26 protein-coding genes are annotated in these 21,279 nt (G+C 57.3%); 15 read left to right on the forward strand and 11 right to left on the reverse strand.

The genetic code is table 11. The annotated features are described in order from the left end of the window. The first annotated feature begins 113 nt into the window (after positions 1–113). Positions 114–1,811 carry a hypothetical protein gene (locus P3G59_RS12105; RefSeq protein WP_277761722.1) on the forward strand — a complete coding sequence of 566 codons (1,698 nt, stop codon included), beginning with the start codon at positions 114–116 and terminating at the stop codon, positions 1,809–1,811. Positions 1,812–2,012: 201 nt separating this feature from the next. Here P3G59_RS12105 and P3G59_RS12110 read toward each other — a convergent pair whose 3' ends face one another. Further along, positions 2,013–2,948: a DMT family transporter gene (locus P3G59_RS12110; RefSeq protein ID WP_277761723.1), complete on the reverse strand. Its 936-nt coding sequence runs from the start codon at positions 2,946–2,948 to the stop codon at positions 2,013–2,015. 85 nt (positions 2,949–3,033) lie between these two features. On the opposite strand from P3G59_RS12110, the gene P3G59_RS12115 reads away from it, so the two are divergent. The 3 genes from P3G59_RS12115 (at position 3,034) to P3G59_RS12125 (ending at position 5,694) form a co-directional block, all read left to right on the forward strand. Then, positions 3,034–3,597 (forward strand): XRE family transcriptional regulator, encoded by a 564-nt coding sequence (locus P3G59_RS12115; RefSeq protein WP_277761724.1) that lies wholly within the window; start codon positions 3,034–3,036, stop codon positions 3,595–3,597. Between the two features lie 125 nt (positions 3,598–3,722). Next, positions 3,723–4,073 (forward strand): hypothetical protein, encoded by a 351-nt coding sequence (locus tag P3G59_RS12120; protein ID WP_277761725.1) that lies wholly within the window; start codon positions 3,723–3,725, stop codon positions 4,071–4,073. Positions 4,074–4,254: 181 nt separating this feature from the next. Continuing rightward, positions 4,255–5,694 carry an FAD/NAD(P)-binding protein gene (locus tag P3G59_RS12125; RefSeq protein WP_277761726.1) on the forward strand — a complete coding sequence of 480 codons (1,440 nt, stop codon included), beginning with the start codon at positions 4,255–4,257 and terminating at the stop codon, positions 5,692–5,694. Positions 5,695–5,894: 200 nt separating this feature from the next. On the opposite strand, the gene ppnN is transcribed toward P3G59_RS12125, so the two are convergent. Next, on the reverse strand, positions 5,895–7,268 hold the full coding sequence (gene ppnN, locus P3G59_RS12130; RefSeq protein WP_242206313.1) for a nucleotide 5'-monophosphate nucleosidase PpnN: 1,374 nt from the start codon (positions 7,266–7,268) through the stop codon (positions 5,895–5,897). A 224-nt stretch (positions 7,269–7,492) separates the two neighbouring features. On the opposite strand from ppnN, the gene P3G59_RS12135 reads away from it, so the two are divergent. Further along, positions 7,493–8,020 carry a DUF3087 domain-containing protein gene (locus tag P3G59_RS12135; RefSeq protein ID WP_277761727.1) on the forward strand — a complete coding sequence of 176 codons (528 nt, stop codon included), beginning with the start codon at positions 7,493–7,495 and terminating at the stop codon, positions 8,018–8,020. Here P3G59_RS12135 and P3G59_RS12140 read toward each other — a convergent pair. After that, on the reverse strand, positions 8,017–8,403 hold the full coding sequence (locus P3G59_RS12140; RefSeq protein ID WP_277761728.1) for a DUF2784 domain-containing protein: 387 nt from the start codon (positions 8,401–8,403) through the stop codon (positions 8,017–8,019). The two genes, P3G59_RS12135 and P3G59_RS12140, sit on opposite strands and share 4 nt — an antisense overlap. Positions 8,404–8,588: 185 nt before the next feature. On the opposite strand from P3G59_RS12140, the gene P3G59_RS12145 reads away from it, so the two are divergent. The 3 genes from P3G59_RS12145 to P3G59_RS12155 are packed head-to-tail and all read left to right on the forward strand — an operon-like array spanning position 8,589 to position 9,798. Continuing rightward, positions 8,589–9,287: an AzlC family ABC transporter permease gene (locus P3G59_RS12145; protein ID WP_277761729.1), complete on the forward strand. Its 699-nt coding sequence runs from the start codon at positions 8,589–8,591 to the stop codon at positions 9,285–9,287. Continuing rightward, the gene (locus tag P3G59_RS12150) at positions 9,287–9,598 is read left to right on the forward strand and encodes an AzlD domain-containing protein (protein ID WP_174244501.1); all 312 of its coding nucleotides are present in this window, start codon (positions 9,287–9,289) and stop codon (positions 9,596–9,598) included. The genes P3G59_RS12145 and P3G59_RS12150 overlap by 1 nt, the downstream gene beginning before the upstream one ends. A 53-nt stretch (positions 9,599–9,651) precedes the next feature. After that, positions 9,652–9,798, forward strand: a complete 147-nt coding sequence (locus P3G59_RS12155; protein WP_277761730.1) for a hypothetical protein — start codon at positions 9,652–9,654, stop codon at positions 9,796–9,798. A 46-nt stretch (positions 9,799–9,844) separates the two neighbouring features. Here the strand turns inward: P3G59_RS12155 and P3G59_RS12160 are convergent, their stop codons facing one another. The 4 genes from P3G59_RS12160 to P3G59_RS12175 all read right to left on the reverse strand — a co-directional run bounded on the left by P3G59_RS12160 (position 9,845) and on the right by P3G59_RS12175 (position 13,041). Further along, on the reverse strand, positions 9,845–10,117 hold the full coding sequence (locus tag P3G59_RS12160) for a hypothetical protein (protein WP_277761731.1): 273 nt from the start codon (positions 10,115–10,117) through the stop codon (positions 9,845–9,847). 330 nt (positions 10,118–10,447) lie between these two features. Then, positions 10,448–11,128 carry an SOS response-associated peptidase family protein gene (locus tag P3G59_RS12165; protein WP_277761732.1) on the reverse strand — a complete coding sequence of 227 codons (681 nt, stop codon included), beginning with the start codon at positions 11,126–11,128 and terminating at the stop codon, positions 10,448–10,450. A 29-nt stretch (positions 11,129–11,157) separates the two neighbouring features. After that, entirely contained in the window at positions 11,158–12,000 is an 843-nt protein-coding gene (locus P3G59_RS12170; protein ID WP_277761733.1) for an ABC transporter permease, read from the reverse strand. Between the two features lie 60 nt (positions 12,001–12,060). Further along, the gene (locus tag P3G59_RS12175) at positions 12,061–13,041 is read right to left on the reverse strand and encodes an aliphatic sulfonate ABC transporter substrate-binding protein (protein WP_277761734.1); all 981 of its coding nucleotides are present in this window, start codon (positions 13,039–13,041) and stop codon (positions 12,061–12,063) included. Between the two features lie 293 nt (positions 13,042–13,334). Here P3G59_RS12175 and P3G59_RS12180 point away from each other — a divergent pair, with 293 nt between their 5' ends. The 3 genes from P3G59_RS12180 to P3G59_RS12190 all read left to right on the forward strand — a co-directional run bounded on the left by P3G59_RS12180 (position 13,335) and on the right by P3G59_RS12190 (position 15,668). Further along, on the forward strand, positions 13,335–14,282 hold the full coding sequence (locus P3G59_RS12180; RefSeq protein WP_277761735.1) for an ABC transporter substrate-binding protein: 948 nt from the start codon (positions 13,335–13,337) through the stop codon (positions 14,280–14,282). A 131-nt stretch (positions 14,283–14,413) separates the two neighbouring features. Beyond that, positions 14,414–15,313, forward strand: a complete 900-nt coding sequence (locus tag P3G59_RS12185) for a polysaccharide deacetylase family protein (protein WP_277761736.1) — start codon at positions 14,414–14,416, stop codon at positions 15,311–15,313. 112 nt (positions 15,314–15,425) lie between these two features. Further along, positions 15,426–15,668: a DUF1652 domain-containing protein gene (locus tag P3G59_RS12190; protein ID WP_016983016.1), complete on the forward strand. Its 243-nt coding sequence runs from the start codon at positions 15,426–15,428 to the stop codon at positions 15,666–15,668. 4 nt (positions 15,669–15,672) lie between these two features. Here the strand turns inward: P3G59_RS12190 and P3G59_RS12195 are convergent, their stop codons facing one another. Then, positions 15,673–16,035 carry an NUDIX hydrolase gene (locus P3G59_RS12195; RefSeq protein ID WP_277761737.1) on the reverse strand — a complete coding sequence of 121 codons (363 nt, stop codon included), beginning with the start codon at positions 16,033–16,035 and terminating at the stop codon, positions 15,673–15,675. 225 nt (positions 16,036–16,260) lie between these two features. On the opposite strand from P3G59_RS12195, the gene P3G59_RS12200 reads away from it, so the two are divergent. Continuing rightward, positions 16,261–16,458: a DUF2188 domain-containing protein gene (locus P3G59_RS12200; protein ID WP_150652516.1), complete on the forward strand. Its 198-nt coding sequence runs from the start codon at positions 16,261–16,263 to the stop codon at positions 16,456–16,458. A gap of 67 nt (positions 16,459–16,525) precedes the next feature. Here the strand turns inward: P3G59_RS12200 and P3G59_RS12205 are convergent, their stop codons facing one another. Beyond that, positions 16,526–16,765, reverse strand: coding sequence for a hypothetical protein (locus tag P3G59_RS12205; RefSeq protein ID WP_065259780.1), 240 nt, complete (start codon positions 16,763–16,765; stop codon positions 16,526–16,528). A gap of 185 nt (positions 16,766–16,950) precedes the next feature. On the opposite strand from P3G59_RS12205, the gene P3G59_RS12210 reads away from it, so the two are divergent. Then, positions 16,951–17,286 (forward strand): hypothetical protein, encoded by a 336-nt coding sequence (locus tag P3G59_RS12210; RefSeq protein WP_277761738.1) that lies wholly within the window; start codon positions 16,951–16,953, stop codon positions 17,284–17,286. A gap of 78 nt (positions 17,287–17,364) precedes the next feature. On the opposite strand, the gene P3G59_RS12215 is transcribed toward P3G59_RS12210, so the two are convergent. After that, positions 17,365–17,913 carry an Rrf2 family transcriptional regulator gene (locus P3G59_RS12215; protein WP_277761739.1) on the reverse strand — a complete coding sequence of 183 codons (549 nt, stop codon included), beginning with the start codon at positions 17,911–17,913 and terminating at the stop codon, positions 17,365–17,367. A gap of 292 nt (positions 17,914–18,205) precedes the next feature. On the opposite strand from P3G59_RS12215, the gene P3G59_RS12220 reads away from it, so the two are divergent. Further along, on the forward strand, positions 18,206–19,411 hold the full coding sequence (locus tag P3G59_RS12220; RefSeq protein ID WP_277761740.1) for an NAD(P)/FAD-dependent oxidoreductase: 1,206 nt from the start codon (positions 18,206–18,208) through the stop codon (positions 19,409–19,411). Positions 19,412–19,586: 175 nt separating this feature from the next. Beyond that, positions 19,587–20,192: a DUF6338 family protein gene (locus tag P3G59_RS12225; protein WP_277761741.1), complete on the forward strand. Its 606-nt coding sequence runs from the start codon at positions 19,587–19,589 to the stop codon at positions 20,190–20,192. A 127-nt stretch (positions 20,193–20,319) separates the two neighbouring features. Here the strand turns inward: P3G59_RS12225 and P3G59_RS12230 are convergent, their stop codons facing one another. Continuing rightward, complete coding sequence (locus tag P3G59_RS12230) at positions 20,320–21,219, reverse strand: LysR substrate-binding domain-containing protein (RefSeq protein WP_277761742.1); 900 nt, start codon at positions 21,217–21,219, stop codon at positions 20,320–20,322. Positions 21,220–21,279 lie beyond the last annotated feature (60 nt).

Raw genomic sequence — 21,279 nt, forward strand, 5'->3', positions numbered from 1 at the left:
CGGAAATCAGGATCTACCTGTCAGATGTGACAGTTGTCAGTCTTGCGGGTGAGGAGTGTGATGGTTTTCGCAATCGAGAGGACTCGGTTGGATCACACTTGCGGGAGAAAATCATGGACATCCAGTCATCAGCGCTGAATCAGTTGTTTGTACTTTATCCAGTGATCATTCAGGGGTGGATCTCCCCGGTGAAACCTGCCGATCTCGCTCACGGGGGCATTCCGAAATCTCTCTATGACGGAGAGCCAAAAGGGCTGGAATGCCTCATTGATCCATGGGCCGAGCTGCAGTTGCAGTCGCTTTCCTGGGATATGGCAGTCGATGATCGCGTTGACCTGTACGTTAATAACGATCCCACTCCCGTTACAGGCAAGACCGTCGATCCGGGTGAGGAACAGTCGCGTATCCGCCTTTACATTTCCCATGGCAGATTGCTTAACGGCCTCAACGGGATCCGTTACAAGGTGACGCGTCCGGGTGGGAACAGTGCATACTCTCGAGATTTGAACGTGCTGTATTACCTGCGCGCGCCCGGTGACCCGGCGCCGCAGGGGATGGATCTGGTGATACCGCCCGATGTGCTCGGGGACGGGGTCAGTGCTGCACGCGCAGCGCAAGGTGTGGAGTTCGGATTCACCTGTTCCAACCTGCGGGACCATAGCCGCATCCGCTTCCAGATAGGTGATGAGACGGTTGAATGGGATATCACCGACGCGTCGGTACCGGTCACCAAAAAGCTGTTCACGGACACATTTCAGAGGGTCGGTGACAGCCCGCATGTGCCACTGGATTTCGTGGTTTTTGACCAGTTGGGCAATTTCAACCGATCATCAACCAAGCAGATCGATGTTCATCTTCGCCGTATTGATCTTTCGTCGGCGATCCTTCGAGAAATCCTCAGTGATAACAATGACGATCCCAGCAAGGTCGACCTCGTCAAGTTGCACGGTAATCCGTTGTCAGCATTGATTCACCTCGTCGACACGATCTGGAAAGTGGGGGACTTCATCAAGCTGGCTTTCACCGCCGAGTTGAATGACAACGTCGTGGCTACTCACGAACTGACAACGCAGATAACCACAGTGCCGAATCAATTCGTGTGGAGTATTGATAACAACAAGATCATTGCCGACAGTACCGTGAAGGTGGTGTATCAACAGGTTCGAGGCGGTGAGGTTATTGCGTCCTCGATCCCTGCCAGCGCGCAAGTGGTTGGCGCCTTGGATCCAGTCAGAATTACGTCGGTGAAGGACTTGGCTGGGCGGGACATTTTTCATGGCTACGAAACCGTTGCCCGCTCGGTAGTGTTATCAGGAACTGCGCAAGTGGGCGCGAACGTCGAAATCTACGATGGCGCGCAGTTTAGAGGGTCAACTGTTGCAACCGATGGGCGATGGGAGGCCCCGATCACAGAACTCTCGCTAGGTGAGCATAGGTTCAGTGCAAGCTATACTCGCGGTTCTGCCGAATTTTGGAGCATACGGGTCGTGGAGCTTGCTCCGCCGAGATTATTGTCAATCGTAAGCGAATTGGGAATCAGCTATCCAAGTGGCACTAAGATCCCCTTTAATTATCCTGACAGAAAAAATTTAATGTTCACAATTTCGTGTCAGTCGCTGCCCTACGAGCGACGCTTATATCTCAAAAGACCTATAGCCGGTTACGGGTCGGTAATGGTTCCTACCGGTGCCAATCGTGCGATTGTAAAGTCAGGTGGGACAATCGACCCCGGACGCATAGACTGGGTAATCGACGACGACGCAGGCATCGTCTCCACTCCGCCCTATTATTACTGGAACACATTTGGATAAAAAAGGGTCGGTAATAGACAGTGCAAGGGATGCATATGTTTATATGGCATTGTTCAAAAGAAGTGACGGCGGTACAACCAGGATGGCGGCTACGCTTTGTATCGCCGCGGTAATAGTAGGCAGCCGGCGTTGAGCACTCGACTCAACGCCGGTCTTGTCAAATAACTATAAGCATGATGTTAATCGCAATCCGGCGCTGATTTAACCTTCAGTGCCCTGACCCACATTCGCTTGGTATGGCGAAGTCTTACCCTTGGTCTTCAACTCACTGACAATCACCGCCGCCACAATCAACCCTGCGCCCACCAGCGCAATCGCCGGCAAACGCTCCCCGGCAATCCGTCCGACAATCCCGGCCCACACCGGCTCACCGGCGTAGATCAATGTTGCCCGAGTTGGCGAAACGCTCTTTTGCGCCCAGTTCATCGCCACCTGAATCGCTGCACTTGCCGCGCCCAGACCCAAAGCGGTCACCAGCAGGGTCCAGGAGAAATCCGGAATCATTTCTCCGGTCGGGACGACCATCAAAAAGGACAGCACCGACGTCACCGCCAGTTGCACCACGGTCACCCGGCGCACATCCACTTGTCCGGCATAGGTGCTGATCAAAATGATCTCGGCGGCGATGGCGATGGCGCTGATCAACGTGACAATTTCACCGGGACTGAAATTCAGCGCAGCCCCGGACGGCCCCGACAACAACATCAACCCGGTGAACGCCAGCATGATGCCGATGCTTGGCATCAGTCCGGGCCGCCGCCCCAGTACCAGCCATTGCAACAACGGCACGAATGGCACGTACAACGCGGTAATGAACGCCGACTGGCTGCTTGGGATCGTTTGCAAACCGACCGTCTGCAAACCGTAACCAAGCATGATCGCCACGCCGATGAAGGCGCCGGCCTTGAGTTCGAACAAGGTCAGTTCGCGCAGATGACGCCACGAGAACAGCGCAACGATAAAAGCCGCCGCCGCAAAACGCAGGCCGACGAAAAACATCGGGCCGCTGACGGTCATCGCGTGCTGAACCAGCAGGAAGGTACCGCCCCAGACCATGGTGATCAGTACCAGCACGCACTCGGCTTTGCTGAAACGAGAGAAACGGAGAGAAGCGGAGGCGTTGTTAAGCGACGTCATGACCTTGCGCACTATAAAAAGGAGGCCGCACAATGCGCCCAACGTTGCGCAGTATACTGCCCAACCTCACCGAGTGAGCAATATAGTGCACAAAGATTCAACACAACGGGCTTCCGTTTTACAACACGTCAGCCAGAACGTCAGGCGCCTGCGGCATGCCGCCGACCTGAGCCAGACCGCGCTGGCGGAAAAATCCGGTGTCAGCCGGCGCATGCTGGTGGCGATCGAGGCTGGCGAAAAGAATGTCAGCCTGACAACCCTCGACCGCGTTGCGGAGGCGCTCGACGTCGCCTTCAGTGATCTGATCCAGGCGCCCGATGCCCGCGATCCGAGTCGGATCAACGAAGTGGCCTGGGCCGGGACGATTCCCGGCAGCAAAGCCGTGTTGCTGTCGAAAGCCACCGCTACCCGCGAAGTCGAGCAATGGGAATGGTGCCTGCAACCGGGCGAGGTCTACCCGTCGCAACCGGATGCCGACGGCTGGAGCGAGCAGATCTATGTGTTCGAAGGTTGCTTGACCCTGATGCTTGGCGATCAGCCGCAGAACATCGGTACGGGGGAATTCTTCATGTTTGCCAGTAACCAGCCGCATGCGTATCGCAATGATGGGCAAGTGGCGGCGCGGTTTGTGCGTAATGTGGTGATTTGACTGTTGACTACCATTCGTCGGTTAGTGGCTTGAACCTGTAATTTCTGACAGTAGACGGTGAAATACCCTTCAACTCTAATGCAATTGCAATGAATTCCATTAGGTATCTGAAGAGGATTTATAAAATGCTTAAGCAACTCATTATTAAAGAGGCAGTAGATGGCGTAATTAACCTCAGTACTCTAGGTGAAATCGCTACAGTGATTATTCCTCCTGTGCAAGAGCCGTGGGCAGGTCCAAATGACGATGCAGACGTATACATCGGAGAAAATAAAGAGTATTTGGGGGTTGTAAGACCTGTCCTGCCAGAGATTGGGGGTGAATTAAAAATCCCAAAAAGTATTTTGTTGAAATATTCAGGCAACATCAAAATCCCGTTTCACTACTCCGTCTTTCCAGGTGGAGGCGGAAATGATTTCCCAGCGGAGGTTGCCTTTTACAGTATTGTTCTTGCCGTAAATACCCGCCGTAAGTAGTTGAGCTCAGATAGGGCAGCCCGTTCTGATTATCAGGCGGGCTCTGTTTGCAACTTTTTTCGATATCCTGGGTTTCGTCGAATTGTTTGTCTAGACCCTCCCAAATCTTAAACAAGACCAGCTGATAAAAGGGGCGATTTAGCATATTGTTACCCAGAATAAATCCCCTTAGTAAAAAGCCATGAGCCAGCAGGTCCACACGGAATTATCTATATCTTTGCGATTTGCAGACATCCTGATTATCGGCGCAGGTCTCAGCGGCACGATGCTGGCGGTGCAATTGTTGCGTCTGCCTGGCCGACGCAAGATTCTGATCATTGAGCCGCGTGCTGAGTTGGGAAGGGGCGAGGCGTACAGCGCGGTCGAGTTGGGGCACACGCTCAACGGCAACGCGGCGCGAATGAGCGTCGATCCGGATAATCCTGATGATCTGACGCAATGGCTCACCGAGCACATTGCCGGTGGTGGCTGGCCTGAATCGGCCGAGCAGAATGTACCGGTCAGCGAGCTGTTTCCACCGCGCGGATTGTTTGGTGTTTATGTACAGCAGCGTCTGGCTGAAGCGCGCATTGTCGGAATGCAGAATGGCTCGAGTGCGGAGCACATCCGCGCGGAGGTCGTCGATCTGCAAGTCGATACCGATTCGGTGCAGCTCACGCTGAGCGATGGGCAGTTATTGCAAGGAGCCTGCGCGGTGCTGGCGACCGGTATGTTCCCCGCTGCACGAACTCCGCAGAAAGCTTCCAGTGGCCTCAACGCTGCCGCCCTCGATCCCTGGGATGTCGCGGCCATGCGCCAGCTCGATCCGCAATCCACCGTGATGATCATCGGCTCCGGCCTGACCATGGTCGATGCCGTGGTATCGCTGGAGCAAGCCGGGCATCGCGGGCCGATTGAAGTGTTTTCGCGGCATGGCCTGTTGCCCCATGTGCGCCGCCAACCGCCGTCCTGGGTGGACTTTCTTGGCAACGATCACAGCCTGCGCTCGCCGCGCCAGTTATTGCGCGAATTGCGCCGGCAATGCCAGACAGCCATCGCCCAAGGCATCGATTGGCAGGCGCCACTGGATACGGTCCGGGTGCACATCGGCCGATTGTGGAGTCAGGCAACTGACCTGCAGCGTCGACAATTCGTACGGCATGTGCGGCCGTGGTGGGAGAGCCATCATCATCGTTCGCCGCCGTTGAGTGCGGCACTGGTTGAACGGTTGCAGGCGCAAGGGCGATTGCGCATTCAGGCCGCGTCGTTCAAAGGGCTTGAGCCGAGTCCCGAAGGTGGTGTCAGCATTCGTATTCGGCGGCGTGGCGAGTCTGCGACTTGCGTGGTGCATGGCGCCGCGCTGATCAACTCCAGTGGCATCGAGTACGACTGGCGCCGAGTGGCGCGACCATTACCGCAACAGTTGTTGGCACGGGGACTGGTGCGACCGGGACCGTTGGCGTTGGGGATTGCGGCTGCGGGTGATGGCGCAGTTCTAGACAAACACGGGCAGGTTGCGAATCCATTGTTTGCTATGGGGCCACCGTTGCGCGGGATGTGGTGGGAGAGTACGGCGGTGACGGATGTGGCGTTGCAGGCCAAGGCGCTGGCTGCGCGGTTGGTGGGAACGTCGGAAAATTGAGGTGCTCTTTCGGGCCTCTTCGCGAGCAAGCTTGCTCCCACAGGGGGACTCTGGTTGTAAACACCCTTTGTGCCACACCACAGAACCTGTAGGAGTGAGCCTGCTCGCGATAGCGTTGGTTCAGTCGATATAAAAGGTGACTGATCTACCGCTATCGCGAGCAGCTCGCTCCTGCATTTGTAGCGTGGTAAGCGAAAGAGTTAAGCCACCACTCGATAACACGGCACATACGCCGCGCCACCCGGTAGCTTCATCCGGTGTTGGGCGACGAAGGCTTTGAGCAGCGCATCGAGCGGTTGCATGATCGCCGCATCACCACGGATCTGGTACGGCCCGTGTTCTTCGATCAGGCGAATGCCCTTGTCCTTGACGTTGCCGGCGACGATCCCGGAAAACGCCCGGCGCAGGTTGGCCGCCAGTTCGTGGGGTGGCTGGTCGCGGTGCAGTTTCAGATTGGCCATGTTCTCGTGGGTCGGATCGAACGGGCGCTGGAAGCCTTCGTCGATCTTCAGCAGCCAGTTGAAATGAAACGCATCGTTGCGCTCGCGGCGGAACTGCTTCACCGCTTTCAAGCCCTGGGTCATCTGCCGTGCGACTTCAGCCGGGTCGTCGATGATGATTTCGTAATGCTGTTTGGCCGCTTCGCCGAGGGTGGCGATGACGAACGCGTCGAGCTGTTCCAGATACGGTGCGGCATGTTTCGGCCCGGTCAGGATTACCGGGAACGGCAGGCCGGCGTTGTCCGGATGCATCAGGATGCCGAGCAGATAGAGGAACTCTTCGGCAGTACCGGCGCCGCCCGGGAAGATGATGATGCCGTGGCCAACCCGCACGAACGCTTCCAGACGTTTTTCGATGTCCGGCAGAATCACCAGTTCGTTGACGATCGGGTTCGGCGCTTCGGCGGCGATGATGCCCGGCTCGGTCAAACCAAGATAACGACCACCGTGAATACGCTGTTTGGCGTGGGCGATGGTCGCGCCCTTCATCGGGCCTTTCATCACGCCGGGGCCGCAACCGGTGCAGATGTCGAGGCTGCGCAGGCCAAGTTCGTGGCCGACTTTCTTGGTGTATTTGTATTCTTCGGTGTTGATCGAGTGGCCGCCCCAGCACACGACGATTTTCGGCTCGACGCCCGGGCGCAGGGTGCGCGCGTTGCGCAGCAGGTGGAAAACGTAGTCGCTGATGCCTTGCGAGGTGCTCAGGTCGATGCGTTGGCTGTCGAGTTCATTTTCGGTGTAGACGATGTCGCGCAGGGCGCTGAACAGCATTTCGCGGGTGCTGGCGATCATTTCGCCGTCGACGAAGGCATCGGCCGGAGCGTTCAGCAGCTCCAGGCGTACGCCGCGATCCTGTTGGTGAATGCGGATTTCGAAGTCTTTGTAGGCTTCGAGGATGGTCTTGGCGTTATCGACATGGGCGCCGGTATTGAGGATGGCCAGGGCGCACTGGCGGAAGAGGGTGTAGGTACTGCCGGATCCGGCTTCGCTCAGTTGCTGAACTTCACGTTGAGAAAGGGTTTCCAGGCTGCCTTTCGGGCTGACCGAGGCATTGATTACGTGTCGTTGGGTCATGCAATGATCCTTAAAACGATGTCATCCCAAAACCAGGCGAATGGCATCCGAATAGTGTGTATCCATGAATGAAGATGGCACGATCTGCGCTATACCGCCATGTCCCCGTTGGACGCTGAAAAGATGAAAAGGAGCCCCAGCATAGCTAAATCCGCAGCAGAGGCGATAATGCGCCGGCCGGTTTTTTCAGTTACCCCTTTTGTCGCTCAAGGAAGTCATTTGTGATGTTCGAGATTCAGCCGATGGACGCCGCCACCTTTCGCCAGCAGACCCGGCGCAGCACGATCATCATCGCTGTGCTGTTCCTGGTGCTGGCGATGTTGTTTTCCAGCGTGGCGGTGGCGCTGTTCGGCGAGCCCGGTGGCGATAACCTGCGCTTCAATGTCGGCGGGGTGTTTGTGGCGTTTCTGCTGACTGCAGCGTTACTGCGCGGGCGCTTCTGGAATCAGAGCTGGATGGCGCCAGCCGTGTACAGCTGGCGACTCAAGCGCAACCTGATGAGCATCACCAATGTGATGCATCAGGTGACCGCTGCGGTGGAGCAGAACGATCCGCTGGCGATGAAGGTTCTGCGTTTCTACCATTTGGGTTTGACGCAAATGCACGAACTGGACGGTAACTCCAGCGATCACGGGCAACTGTGGCGGGAAGTTGAGGCGCATAAGGAGCGGATGCAGGCGCTGGGGCTTGATACCGAGCAAACGCGCCTGGATCCGGCCTGGCTGGAAGGCTTGAAACCGGCGTCGCGCTAAAACGGAATGCGCCTGGCCCGGCGAAGTTTCCACGAACGGATCAAGCGCCCATACACCAGCAGGTTGACCGACAGCACCACACTGCCCAGCGCCAGTTGAATCTGCGGCGTGAGCCCGGCGGGGTAGATGATCGGCCAGATGTAGTGCTCGATGAAACCGCCGGCGTATTCCGATTGCCCGGCGGCGTGGCGCATGAGGTTTTCCCAGTAGGTCAGCGGGCAGGTCAGGTGCAACATCTCGACGGCGAAGCCCCATGCGGCGGCCGGCAAGTGCAACCACATCAGCCGGGGCCACTTGAGCACCAGCAGCCCGCCGAACAGCACGAAGAGAATGAACAGCAAATGAAACAGCACCAGCCCGTCGGCTGCGATTCGGTACAGCATGTCGTCTCCCTGACGCGATTGTGAATGGCGCTATGTTACGCCGGTCAGTGAGGCAAAGCTCAGTGCGAAAATTTGCCAATCGGTGCGCATCCGGCCGATTTCCCACAAGTGCGCAAGATTGTTCAAGCCAGAGAAGCGAAATGGCTGGCACAGTCTGCGACCGTTTTCCTGGTTGAAGAACGTTTATGTCTGACTCACTTATGCCGCGCAGTGCGTTCCTTCGCGGCGCTGCGGCGATCATGCCGTTGTCTCTGGCCACCGCGCCGTGGGGGCTGTTGGCCGGTTCAATGGCGATCGAAGCCAACCTTACGCCGCTGCAAGGCCAAGGCTTGTCGAGCATCGTGTTTGCCGGCGCTGCGCAACTGGTGGCGATCGGTATGCTCAAGGGCGGGGCGGGGATTTTCTCTATTCTGCTGACCACGCTGCTGCTGACGTCGCAGCACTTGCTATACGGCATGAGTATGCGTTCGGTGATTTCGCCGTTGCCGGGTCGCTGGCGCATAGGTCTGGGTTTTTTGCTCACCGATGAGTTGTTTGCGCTGACCAGTCAGCATGATCGTCAACAATTCAATCGCTGGTATGCGCTCGGCGTCGGCCTGACGTTCTACATCGCGTGGAATCTGTTCACCCTGGCCGGCATTGTCCTCGGTAGCAGCATTCCGGGGCTTGAGCACCTGGGACTGGATTTTTCGATTGCCGCCACGTTTATCGCATTGATCACGCCGGTGGTGCGTAACGTGCCGACGGTGGTGTGTGTGGCGGTGTCGCTGTTTTGTTCGGTGCTGTTCAGTTACTGGCAATGGGGCTCGGCCCTGGTGTTGTCCGGGCTGGCCGGAATGAGCGCAGGGTTTATCTGCAACAAGCTGTATCGGGAGCGTACATGATGGTTTGGGCGGTGATTTTCGGCATGGGGATTCTGGTGTTTCTCAATCGCTACGTGTTTCTCGAACCGCGTTTACCGGTGCGTCTGAGCAGTAATGCGCGACAGTTTCTCGGGTTTGCGGTACCGGGGATGTTGACCGCTATCTGTGGGCCGATTGTCTTCATGCCCGACAAACAGCTGAATCTGCAGTGGGATAATCCGTATTTGCTTAGTTCGCTGGTGGCGATCGCACTGGTGATATATACGCGCAGTACTTTGCTCAGCATGCTGTTGAGCATGGCGTTCTTCTTTTTGCTGCGCTGGTGGTTGTAAGTTGTCTGTTCTACGCTTCAGGGATGGAGGTTTACTGATAACGGGAGGTGCGCATGGCGACTGAGCAGAAGCATCCGCAGGCGGATGAGCAAGAGACTGATGAGCCGAGCGAAGAGGAAATAGAGCGGGAGAAGCATAAGGAACAAACCTGGAAGCACGATGACAGCCGAGAGCTTTCAGACCCTGACCGCAAATTTTGAGTGATTTGTACGAAAAAGCCCCGCATGTGCGGGGCTTTTTTGTGGTTCAGAGATCGTCCAGCTGCGTGAAGTCGGGGTGTGAGGCCCGGTATCCCAATGTTCGGTCGATCCACGCGTTCAGCTCGTTGACCATCACCGGTGGGTGGCCGGGATACGCTTCGAGGGTGGTGCGCAGGGTGCGTTCGATATCGGGAACGGTACGCAGGTTCCGAGTCTTGATGTAGTGGCCGATAAAACAGTCGAGTTCAAAGCGTTCTGTCATCGACAGATAAATACACTCCAGGCCGCTGACCTGTTTGATTGCAAAATCGTCGCGCAACTTATTTCTCTGCAAGGCTTGTAGACGTTGTAGGGGATTCCTGGTTTGTTGACTCTTTGGTCAACTGGTATACCAATCGGCAATGCGGCGCGCATGCTATCCGTAGTGCATCTAAATGTATGTATGACGGTTGAAATGTCAGACAGGCGGTTAGTTCATTCGAACGTGTGTTTTATTGGCAGCGTTTCAAGGATGAAACAGACGTTGTAACGATCATGCGCCACCCCTAGGAGCTGCCGAAGGCTGAGATCTGTTGTGAAAAAGCAAAGTCAACAGATCGCAGCCTTCGGCAGCTCCTACAGTGGATAAACGCGTCAGGGCGGTAAATGTTTAACTCTGCTCGATAATCAAACTGCTCCCCTGATTGCGCACGTTACCGACGGCTTTGCCGACTTTGTGCCATTCGAACACTTCACTGCCTTCACTTTCGAACAGCAACATTTGCTCGGCGCGTTCAACCGGCGTCGCCGGATCGAGCCACTCGCGCACCCGATCTGCGCGGAACACCAGCGGTCGGCGATCATGGATGTCGAGCAGGCCGCCGACGGCATCGGCGGTGATGATCACGAAGCCGTCGTCGTCCCGGGCCGGCGTTTCGGCTGTCGGAAATTGACCGATGGCCGCACAGAAAATTGCTCCGTGGTCCGCGCGACGGATCAGCCACGGTTGTCGGCTTTTTTCTTCGCTATCGACCCATTCAAACCAGTTGTCGATGGGCACAATCAAACGTTGTCGCCAGATCGCCCGGAAGAACGGGCCATGGGCGACTTTCTCGACCCGGGCATTGATCGGTGGTGGGCGATCCTTGGCCCAATGCGGGCGCCAGCCCCAGCGCAAATTGTCGGCATGCAGGTGCTGACCTTGTTGACGAAGGACGGCCAGCGCGGTGGTCGGCGCCGCGTTGTAGCGATCGAGTGGCGCGTCGCCGACGTGATTGATCAACGCGTCGGGAATGCTCAGCACCGCGACGAAGTCATGAATGCCACGGTACTGCGAGAGTCTTCCGCACATGGCCTGAATCTCCGGTTGGAGATTTCAGCTTAGTCGTTGGCGTCCTGGCCGGTGAACGTGTCACGCCAGCCCAGCCAGCGGCGTTCGAGCATGGCCAGCAAGCCATCGCTGAATTTACCGAGTAAGGCGAGCACGATGATCGCGGCCAGTACGATGTCCGGCCGCGAGGTTTCCCGGCCGTCACTGAGCAGATAGCCCAGGCCCTTGGTGGCCGCGATCAACTCCGCCGCCACGAGAAACATCCACGCCAGGCTCATGCCGCTGCGCAACCCGGTGAACAGGCCGGGCAGGGCGGCCGGCAGCAAAATTCGTCGCACCAGTTGCAAGCGGCTGAAGCCATAGATGCGGCCGACTTCCACCAGTTTGCGGTCAATGTCGCGAATCGCCGCGACCACGTTGACGTACACCGGAAAGAACGCACCGATAGCGATCAAGACAATTTTCGACGTCTCGTCGATGCCCAGCCACAACAGCAGCAGCGGCACCCAGGCCAGGCTCGGAATGGAACGCAGCGCTGCAAAAGTCGGCTCCAGATAGGCCTCGGCTTCGCGGCTCAAACCGACCCAGGCAGCAAACACCAGGGCGAGACTGGCGCCAATGGCAAAACCCAGCAACACGCGAATCAGGCTGGCGCCGATGTGTTTCCACAGTGCGCCTTCGGCAAGGTCGGTGAGGGTCAGGGCGATTTCGCTCGGCGCCGGCATCTGGTAGGACGGCAGCCAACCGATGCGTACGATAATTTCCAGTGCGATGATGATCAGCAGCGGCACGGCCAAGCCTTTGAAACGGCGCTGCCACGCCGGACTGAAACCCGCCGGGCGCTGACGCGACACGGCAAGTGGCGCGGGCAAGTCATTGCTGTGAGTGGTCATGGTTCAGCTCCGCTCACGACCCATCCGCGACAGGTGCGGATGTGTCGTGAGACTGATCGGTTACTGGTGGGCGACGGCTTGCTGCACACCGCTGTCGAGCAATTGATCGATGACTTGATCGACATTCACGCCACGACGCACCAGCTCCTCGGAGACCAGAATCGGCGCCGCTGCCTTGGAGGCGCTGATGTCCTGCCGGGTGAGTTGCGGGCTGCTCAGGTCGGTGCGTGACAGTTGCAGCTTGGCCACGTCGAGCGGCAAGCCGGACTCCTTGGCGAGCAGGGCGGCGAATTCATCAGGGTTTTTCAAGGCCCAGTCGCGGGCCTGTTCGTAGGCTTTGATGACGGTGTCGATGGTCTGCGGATGTTCTTTGGCGTATTGCTCGGTGACGCTGACGACGCCGTAACTGTTGAACGCCGGGTTGCGGTAGAGCAGGCGCGAACCGGCCTGCACCTGACTGGCGGCCATGTGCGGATCGAGTCCGGCCCAGGCGTCGACATCGCCCTTTTCCAGCGCGGTGCGGCCATCTGGATGCTGCAGATGAACCAGTTCCACATCGTCTTTTTTCAGGCCGGCCTGTTGCAGGCTGCGCAGGGTGAACAGGTACGGGTCGGTGCCTTTGGTGGCGGCGATCTTTTTGCCCTTCAGGTCGGCGACGGTCTGATATGGCGAGTCCTTGCGCACCACCAATGCCGTCCATTCGGCACGGCTGTAGACGTAGACCGATTTGATCGGGCTGCCGTTGGCGCGGCTCAGCACAGCGGCGAGGCTGGCACTGGAAGCGAAATCCACACCGCCACTGTTCAGGTATTCCAGCGAGCGGTTGCTGCCCTGGCTCAATACCCAGCTGACTTTGGTTTGCGGCAAGGCTTTTTCGAGGAAGCCGAAGTGCTTGAGCACCAGGCTGACTGGCGAGTAATAGGCGTAGTCGAGATGCACTTCTGCCGGCGCGGTTTCGGCCGCGTGGGCGAGCGGTTGCAGGCTCAGCATCATTGCGCTGGCGACCAGCAATGATTTAAGAGGAAGAAAGAAAGATGTCATGGGGCGCTCCGGCAAAGGCACAGGTTTCTTATGTCCAAAAAGATATTTTTATCGAATGCTTCCTGCATGAAAGGAATATTGCAGGCTCTGTGCCATGTACTTGAAAGCGCCGTTTTAAAAGGGCTTGAGCGGGTATTGCGAGACTCCAGCTGTTGCGTGAGCAACACTGTGGTCCGTCACTGTTGCCAAGCAAACAGCAGCGCTCAACGGAGATGAGCTTATGCGTTAATCGAATTTCAAAACCAGGAAATAACAGCGTTATGGTCTATGCAATCTCCTTTGCAGGACTCGCCATGAAGCTTTCTCGTTTCCTACGCGGTGCGCTAAGCGCTGCCCTGTTTACTTCGCCACTTTCCTACGCAGCCGAGACGTTGGTCCTGCACGTCGGTGATCAGAACTACTACAACATTCGTGCCTCGGTGGAGGCGTCCGGCGTGTTGAAAGACGCACCGTATACCGTCGACTGGAAACACTTCCAGGCCGCAGCGCCCTTGGCGGAAGCCCTGCAGACGGGTTCGCTGGATCTGGGCTTCCTCGGTGATTCCGGCTTTTTGTTTCTGGCCGCCAAGCAGGCGCCGGTCAAGCTGATCGGCGTTTCGCGGCAAAATCCGGACACCATCGCGCTGTTGGTGCCGAAGGATTCGCCGGTAAAAACCATCGCCGATCTGAAGGGCAAAAAAGTCGCCTACTGGCCCGGCGCCTGGAGCCAGCAGTTGACCTTGCGCGCTCTGGAGCAGGGTGGACTGCCGGAGAACTACGTTGACTTCGTCAAGTTGATGCCAATCGATGCCGCCGCAGCCTTGCCGCAGGGCAGCATTGACGCTTTCCCTGTGTGGGAACCGTACATTTCCCAGCAGATCGTGTTCTCCGGCGCGCGGCCGATCCTGACCGCAAAGAACTTGATGCCGGGACTCAGTGCAATCGCTGCGTCCACGCCGTCCATCGACAGCAAACGTGCGGCCATTGCGGATTTTCTCGGTCGTTTGAAACGGGCCCGGGCATGGGTTGATAGCCATACGGATGAATACGCCGATCTGTGGGCGAAGAAAGCCAATCTCGATCAGCAGGTGTCTCGTCACTGGTTGCGCCAGGCGCACATGACGGTCGGGCCGGTGGACCAGCAAGCCGCTACGGACCTGCAAAGCACTGCCGACTTCTTGTTCAAAGTGAAAGCGCTGCCGGCTCCGTTGGCCACCGCTGGAATTATCGACACGTCTTTTCAACAGGCATTGGCTCACTGAACGAGCGCCGGAACCAAACCCTGTGTACCTTATCCTATCTCCGCTCGCGTATCGGAGCGCAGGGATGGATAGGGGCGAGGGAGTTTTGCCAATCGACAACATGACGGCAGTCGCCGTGCTCAAGGCAAAACATGACATCCGGATTCAAACTTCTTTGTGCCGCGCTTATTGCTCTCGGGCTGGCCGGGTGTATCGCCGCCCCGATAGAAATGACCGCGCAAACCGAAGCGCGCCTGAAGTCGCAGGCGCCGGTGCGCTTTCTGTTGACGTTCGACGACGGCCCCAGCGCTTCGAGTTTCTGGAATCCGTCGGCCACGGTACTCGACAGTCTCAAGGACAATCCGCTGATGCCAAATATCAAAGCGGTGTTTTTCGTGCAGACGCGCGCGCCGCGAGCAGGCAACAGTGACATCGGCCGCGCCATCATGCGTCGCGAGCATCAAGAGGGGCACATACTCGCGTTTCACACGGCCACCCACTGGCACACCAATCATCGCTCGCTCGACCCGCAAGCACTCGAAGAGTCACTGACCAACGGCACGGCTGATATCGCTGCCATCACCGGGGCGCCGCCGACGTTGCTGCGCCCGCCGTTCTGGAACTACGACAAACGCACCTTCGCGGCCTATCAGCAGCACGGTTTGCATGTGTTGCTGACGGATTTAAGCGCCAACGACGGCAAGATCTGGGGCTTCAATGCCAGCCCCCGGCGGCGGGCAAACATGCTGCGACAATTATCAGAAGTCCGTGAACGTATTGCCCTTGGCGAATTTCCGACCGTTGACGGCGTGATTCCGGTGGTAGTGACGTTTCATGACCTCAATCGCTATACCGCGCGGCACACCCGCGAATACCTGCAAATTCTGCTGGAGAGCGCCGCCGCCACAGGCGTGACGCTGGCGGACAAACCTTTCTACGATGATCACGCCGCGCTGGAAAAAGCCGCGTTGGCTCGCACGGTGGAGAAAAGCTCGGAAGCGGTGAATTTGCCGGGGATATGGAACTGGATCTGGGATCACGACGCGCACTGAAGGCAGGCTGGAAAGTTGTGATCGGGTTGGCATTTTTGTATCGAGCGAGACACAAATTGCTCATCTATGCTCAACGAGTCGACCGACCCCATCGCCTGCGAGGCGTCCACTCATGCTTGCCATTGACGATATCTGCCGGATTGTCGAATCCGGCTTTCCTGCGTTCAAGTGCGATTGCATTCCGAGCACGCAGGGCCTGCTGCAAATCAAGGTTTATGAGCCGGACAGCGGGCGCGTCGAGTTGCTGTTGAATGGCGTTTCCCCGGAACACCTTGTCACGATCCGTGACATTTCCAACTTCATCGGCGAATTACGCACCGAAATGAGCGCCGGCCGCCGAGCGTTCGCCGGCTAACGCGTCATAAACGCCGTTGAAACGCTCGAACGATGCGCAGCGTCGCTTCGCTGGTCTGCAGATTGCCCACGGCATCCAGCGGATGCCAGATGCATTCGGTGATCTCGTTTTGTGGGCGCACGTGCGCAAAGTCCTGCACGGACGCTTCGTAGACATGATGCCGCGTGCTGCCGTTCTGCAGTTCCATCAGATACAACACGTCGTCAGCGTTCAGGCCGGTTTCTTCCTGCAATTCGCGTACGGCGGCCTCCGCGCGGGTTTCTCCGGGCTCGACTTTGCCACCGGGCAAGGTCCAGCGACAGCGGGGTTTGCGCACCAGGAGAATGTGGCGATCCTGCTCGCATATAACGGTTGCACGTACTTTCATCTGTTACCTGATTACTGCCTGTCACAAAATAGAAATAAAACTGCAATATTTGAGCCGAGGCATGCGGCAAGGGTTCATTGGAATTTTGAGCATTGATGACAGCGAAAAGTGCCAGACCCATCACCGTCGAAGCCTGGCGACACTCGGTCGGCATTTCGTGCGGATCGAGGTGTAAGGTAAAAGCGTGAAGCTGGATCTGACCGTTAGCAAAAAATGGAGGTGTCCATGAGCATGCCGATGTTGAACAAGATGCACATGAACGGCTATGACGTGCTTAGCGTAAACAATGGCCCATGGCGGGTTTGCACTCAGGGCGATCGGCTGGCGTCGTTTGGCAGCCGGGAGGAAGCGCTGGCCTACGCCGCCGCACTGCCCGGCTACAAAAAACGCTCGACGCGCGCACAAAGTCACAAAAACCACTGACTGGCTGGCAGTACGAAAAAGCCCCGGCATGCGTCGGGGCTTTTGTTTGGGGTAGGGCGGGTGGGTCTCAGTGGACCTTGGTTCGGCTGATGGCGCGGGCTTTCACTTCCCTGGCATAGAGTTGCAACCGTTCTTCATCGCTTTGCAGCACCTCGCAGGATCTCAGTACGGTTTGCGCGTCGGCCTCGTTGCCGGATTTGCGCAGTTGTTCCGCGATACGTTTCAGGTCGACTGCCGACCATCTCAAGTCCGATGCAACGCTTTGCAAGTCGCGTTGAAGTTCGTGTTCGTATTCATTGAGCCGCATGATCACCTCCAGAACATTCTCGGTAGAAAAGAGTAGTCGCATTTTTCGCTGATGGGCAAAGCCAGTTCATCAGCAGGCTGAACGGTTGTGAAAAGTTGTGCAGATTGCGCCATGGGCGCGTTGCCACGATGGATGTAGAGCCGCTTACACGCTACATTCGCTTTTTTTCAGATCAGGAATACACCATGCGGATATGGATCGGGAGTCTGGCGTTGGCCATGTTGGCGGGTTGCTCGTTACCGGCCTCGCTGGTGCCGGGTGAGCCGAATATCAGCAAGACCAGTGAAAAGACGCCCAAGGACTATGCCGCGTGCGTATTGCCGTTGTGGCAGCGGGATGTCGCGAAAACCTCGCAGACGTCGATTTCCAACGGTTACCGCATCACCGCGCCGAGCGTCATCACGGCGGACGAGATTCTCGACATCGTCAAATACAAGGATGGCAGCCGGGTCTCGTTGTATCAGGGGCCGCCGTGGGCCAAGTCCGGTTCGTTGCGCCAATCGGTGCGTGACTGCCTGTAACGACGCTGCAGAGACAAAAAAAGCAGAAGCCGGATCAACGGCTTCTGCTTTTTTTTCGACTGCTGTCAGGCAGGCCTTTCAGTCTGAAATGTCGGTCAGGGGAATGCTGCCTACATTGCCCTTTTTCTCCCGCCGGTCCTGAATCCAGTCTTCCACTTGCTGACCGAACTCTTTTGGTGCTTTGCGCCCGACCTTTCTGGCGATGTCGAGAATCGTCTGTTGGGCCAGCGCTTCTTCCATGCGTTGTTGCGCAGTCATCATGGCGGCGTGAATCGAGCACGTGCCGTCGACGGCCCACGCCGGCGCGTTGCCTTCAAACAGGGCACAACGCCCGCGAATGTCGCGGCACTCGAAAATATTCTTGTGCCCGTCGATGGCTTTGACGATGTCGAGCAGGGTGATTTCATCGGCCGGCCGCGCCAGGCTGAATCCGCCGCGCACCCCTTCGGACGCCACCACCAGTTTGCCCTTGGCCAGTTTGGTGAAGATCTTCGCCAGGTATTCCAGCGGCACGCCTTGCAGTTCGGCGAGGTCACGCACGCTGGCCTCGCGAGTTTCGCGGCTGTTGGTGACGAGGAATGCCAGGCAATGGATGCCGTATTCGACGCCTGCACTGTAAAGAGACATAAATAAGTCCGACTTGATTTGTCGTAAATGCTAACAGCCTGAACTGAACTCGGCAATCCGCCTTATGCGCTGAAATGCCATGAAACTGGCTGATTTTCTCATCGGCTGGGGATTTGCTTAAGTCGATACAGCGTATTATTTATCGATAAATCCGATTAAAGCTATCGGATAATCTGACTTGTGAGATTTATATCCGACCAATAAAGTCGGCGGTATTGGGTTGGCAAGGTCTGACTCACGACGAACTTGATGTCACCTCTTTCCACCGTTGGGCGTTTTCTGGAGAAACACAATGAAGCAGCAGATTCTGATTATCGGCGCAGGGTTTGGCGGCATGTGGTCGGCGTTGAGCGCTACGCGTCTGGTTGACCAGCAAGGTCGCGACGACGTCGAAATCAGCGTTCTCGCACCGCAAGCGGAGTTGCGCGTACGTCCACGCTTCTATGAACCGAATGCGCATCAACTGGCCGCTCCGCTGCATGAACTGTTCGAAGCAGTCGGCGTTCACTTCATCAAAGGCGCAGCCGAAACCATCGACGTGGCGAAAAAAACCGTTGGTTACACCGATGCCTCCGGCGACAAGCAAGTGTTTCACTACGACAAACTCGTTCTGGCCAGTGGCAGTGGTCTGGCGCAGTCGGCCACACCGGGCGTCGCGCAATATGCATTTGACGTCGACCAGATCGAAGCAGCCATTCGCCTGGAAACCCATCTGAAAGCGCTGAAAATCCTTCCCGAAACCCGGGCGCGCAACACGGTCGTGGTGGCGGGCGGTGGTTTCACCGGGATTGAAACGGCAACCGAAATGCCGGGTCGCCTGCGTGAGATTCTTGGCGAGCAGGTCGACATCAATGTGATCATCGTTGATCGCGGGCAGAAGATCGGCGCGTCGATGGGCGAAGAAATCAGCCAGTCCATCCTCGAAGCCAGCGAAGCATTGGGCGTCGAATGGCGTCTGGGCGTATCCGTGCAGTCGGTGGATGCCAGCGGAGTGACGCTTTCGGACGGCCAGCATATCGAGGCGAAAACGGTGGTCTGGACCACCGGCGTGCGCGCCAGTTCGCTGACCGAGCAGATCCCCGCCGAGCGAGACACACAAGGTCGCCTGCACGTCGACGCACACCTTAAAGTCATCGGTCAGGACGACATCTTCGCCACCGGCGACGTGGCTTACGCCGCCACCGACGACATCGGCAACTACGCGCTGATGACCTGCCAGCACGCGATTTCGCTGGGGCGTCACGCCGGCAACAACGTCGCGGCGCAGATTCTCGGAGTCGACCCGACGCCGTATAGCCAGCCGAAATACGTGACCTGCCTGGACCTCGGTGCCTGGGGCGCGGTGTACACCGAAGGCTGGGATCGTCAGGTGAAACTGGTCAAGCAGGAAGGCAAAACCCTGAAAACCCAGATCAACACCCAGTGGATTTATCCGCCAGCGGCTGATCGAGTGAGTGCGTTGGCAGCGGCTGATCCGCTGATTCCGGTGGTTGCATAACCATCGCAGCGTCAATGAATCCCGCTCCCTGAGCGGGATTTTTTTGTCCGCACAAAGGGGGATGGCACGTAATGAGTGGTGACAGTTGTGCGCGAGGGTTGTCAGTCGTGTGCACTAGGCTTTTGAGGGCCGGTTGATAGTCAGGCCGGTATGACCTTTCAAGGAGCCTCGGATCATGGATGATCTGGTCAAAGAAGTTATTCCGCTGTTGCAGTATCTGATTCCCGGTTTTTTGTCGGCGTGGATTTTTTATTCGCTGACGGCGTTTAAACGACCCGATACGTTTGGGCAGATTGTGCAGGCGTTGATTTTCACGTTTGTGATTCATGGTGCGGTTTTGGGGATTGGGGCCATATGTCTGTGGGTGGGTTCGAAAGGCTTTTCTGTAGGGAAATGGGATGCCAAGGTCGAAACGATGTGGGCATTCGTTGTGTCGGTGACGCTGGGGTTGGTTTCCTGCTATCTGGCCACGAATGACAAATTGCATGGCTGGTTACGCAGTCGAAATGTCACGAAACAAACTTCCTACCCCAGCGAATGGTTCAGCATTTTTGCCCAGCATCATCGTCTGGTCACACTGCATTTGAGCGACGAAAGGCGCGTTTTTGGCTGGCCCGTGGAGTGGCCGCCGGAATCCAGCAGTGGCCAGTTCGTGATGCAGAATCCCTGTTGGCTGGATGCCGAAGGGGCAGAAGTGCCTTTTGGCGCTGAGTTTTTGCTGATAGATTCCGGGAAGGTCAAGTGGGTCGAATTCGGCCCGAAATCGGAGGTTTCGTTATGACAGCCAGAGCACCGCAACCAATGCCAGAATGGGTGGCGCGTCGTTACACGAAAGATGGCAAGCCAGTGGCAAATGCTCAGCCCAGAGCACCGAGCGCTCCACCACCGTTGAAGAGCTAGTATTTTCTTCAGCCCCAACCCTCAGCCACCGCCCGGCGAATCGCTTCCAGCAACATTGCGAACGCCGGATTGTCGTTGTTCTCTCGCCAGATCAGATGCAGCTCGCTCTGCACGCCTTCGCCCAGATCGATCTCGCGGAACACCACATTTTTGAACACCACACTGGTAGCGCAACGCGGTACCAGTGCCAGGCCCATGCCAGCGTTGACCAGCGCCAGAATCGTCAGAGAAGAACCCAGCCACTGCACATAATCCGGCGCGACCCGCGCTGAGCGCAGCATGCCGGTGAGCAATTCGTTGAACGGCGGATACGCGGCGTGGGAGTACATCAGGAACGGCTGCTTATCCAGATCACTGACCGCCACTTCAGCCGCCGTTGCCAATGGATGACCGCTCGGCACTGCCAGTACAAACGGTTCACGCACCAGGCATTCAGTCGCGTAGCCCGGCTCCAATAATGGCGCACGGGCGATGCCCAGATCGATGCGGCGCGCGCGCAGGGCTTCGTGCTGCTGGTAAGTATTCATCTCCGTCAGATCGATTTTCACCTGCGGCTGTTTCAATCGCGCCTCGGCGATCACCTTGGGCAGAAACTCATACACCGCGCTGCCTACAAAACTGATGTTCACCGAACCGATGTCGCCCTCGGCAAACCGCCGGGCGGTGACTGCCGCTTGCTGCGCGCGTTCCAGCAGGTTCTGTGCTTCGATGAAAAAAGCACGGCCGGCGGCGGTCAGCGCGACGCTACGGGTGCTGCGGGTGAACAGCTCGACGCCAAGGTGATGCTCCAGCAACTGGATCTGCCGGCTCAGCGGCGGCTGGGTCATGTTCAGTCGCTCGGCGGCGCGGCGAAAGTTGAGTTCGGTGGCGACAGTGGTGAAGCAGCGCAGTTGGGTCAGTTCGAACATTGATCTAATCCGGGTATCAATCGAATGCCAAGTTAGATTAGACGGGATCAATGCCCCCGT

This window comes from Pseudomonas sp. A34-9 (assembly GCF_029543085.1).
Taxonomy (GTDB): Bacteria; Pseudomonadota; Gammaproteobacteria; order Pseudomonadales; family Pseudomonadaceae; genus Aquipseudomonas.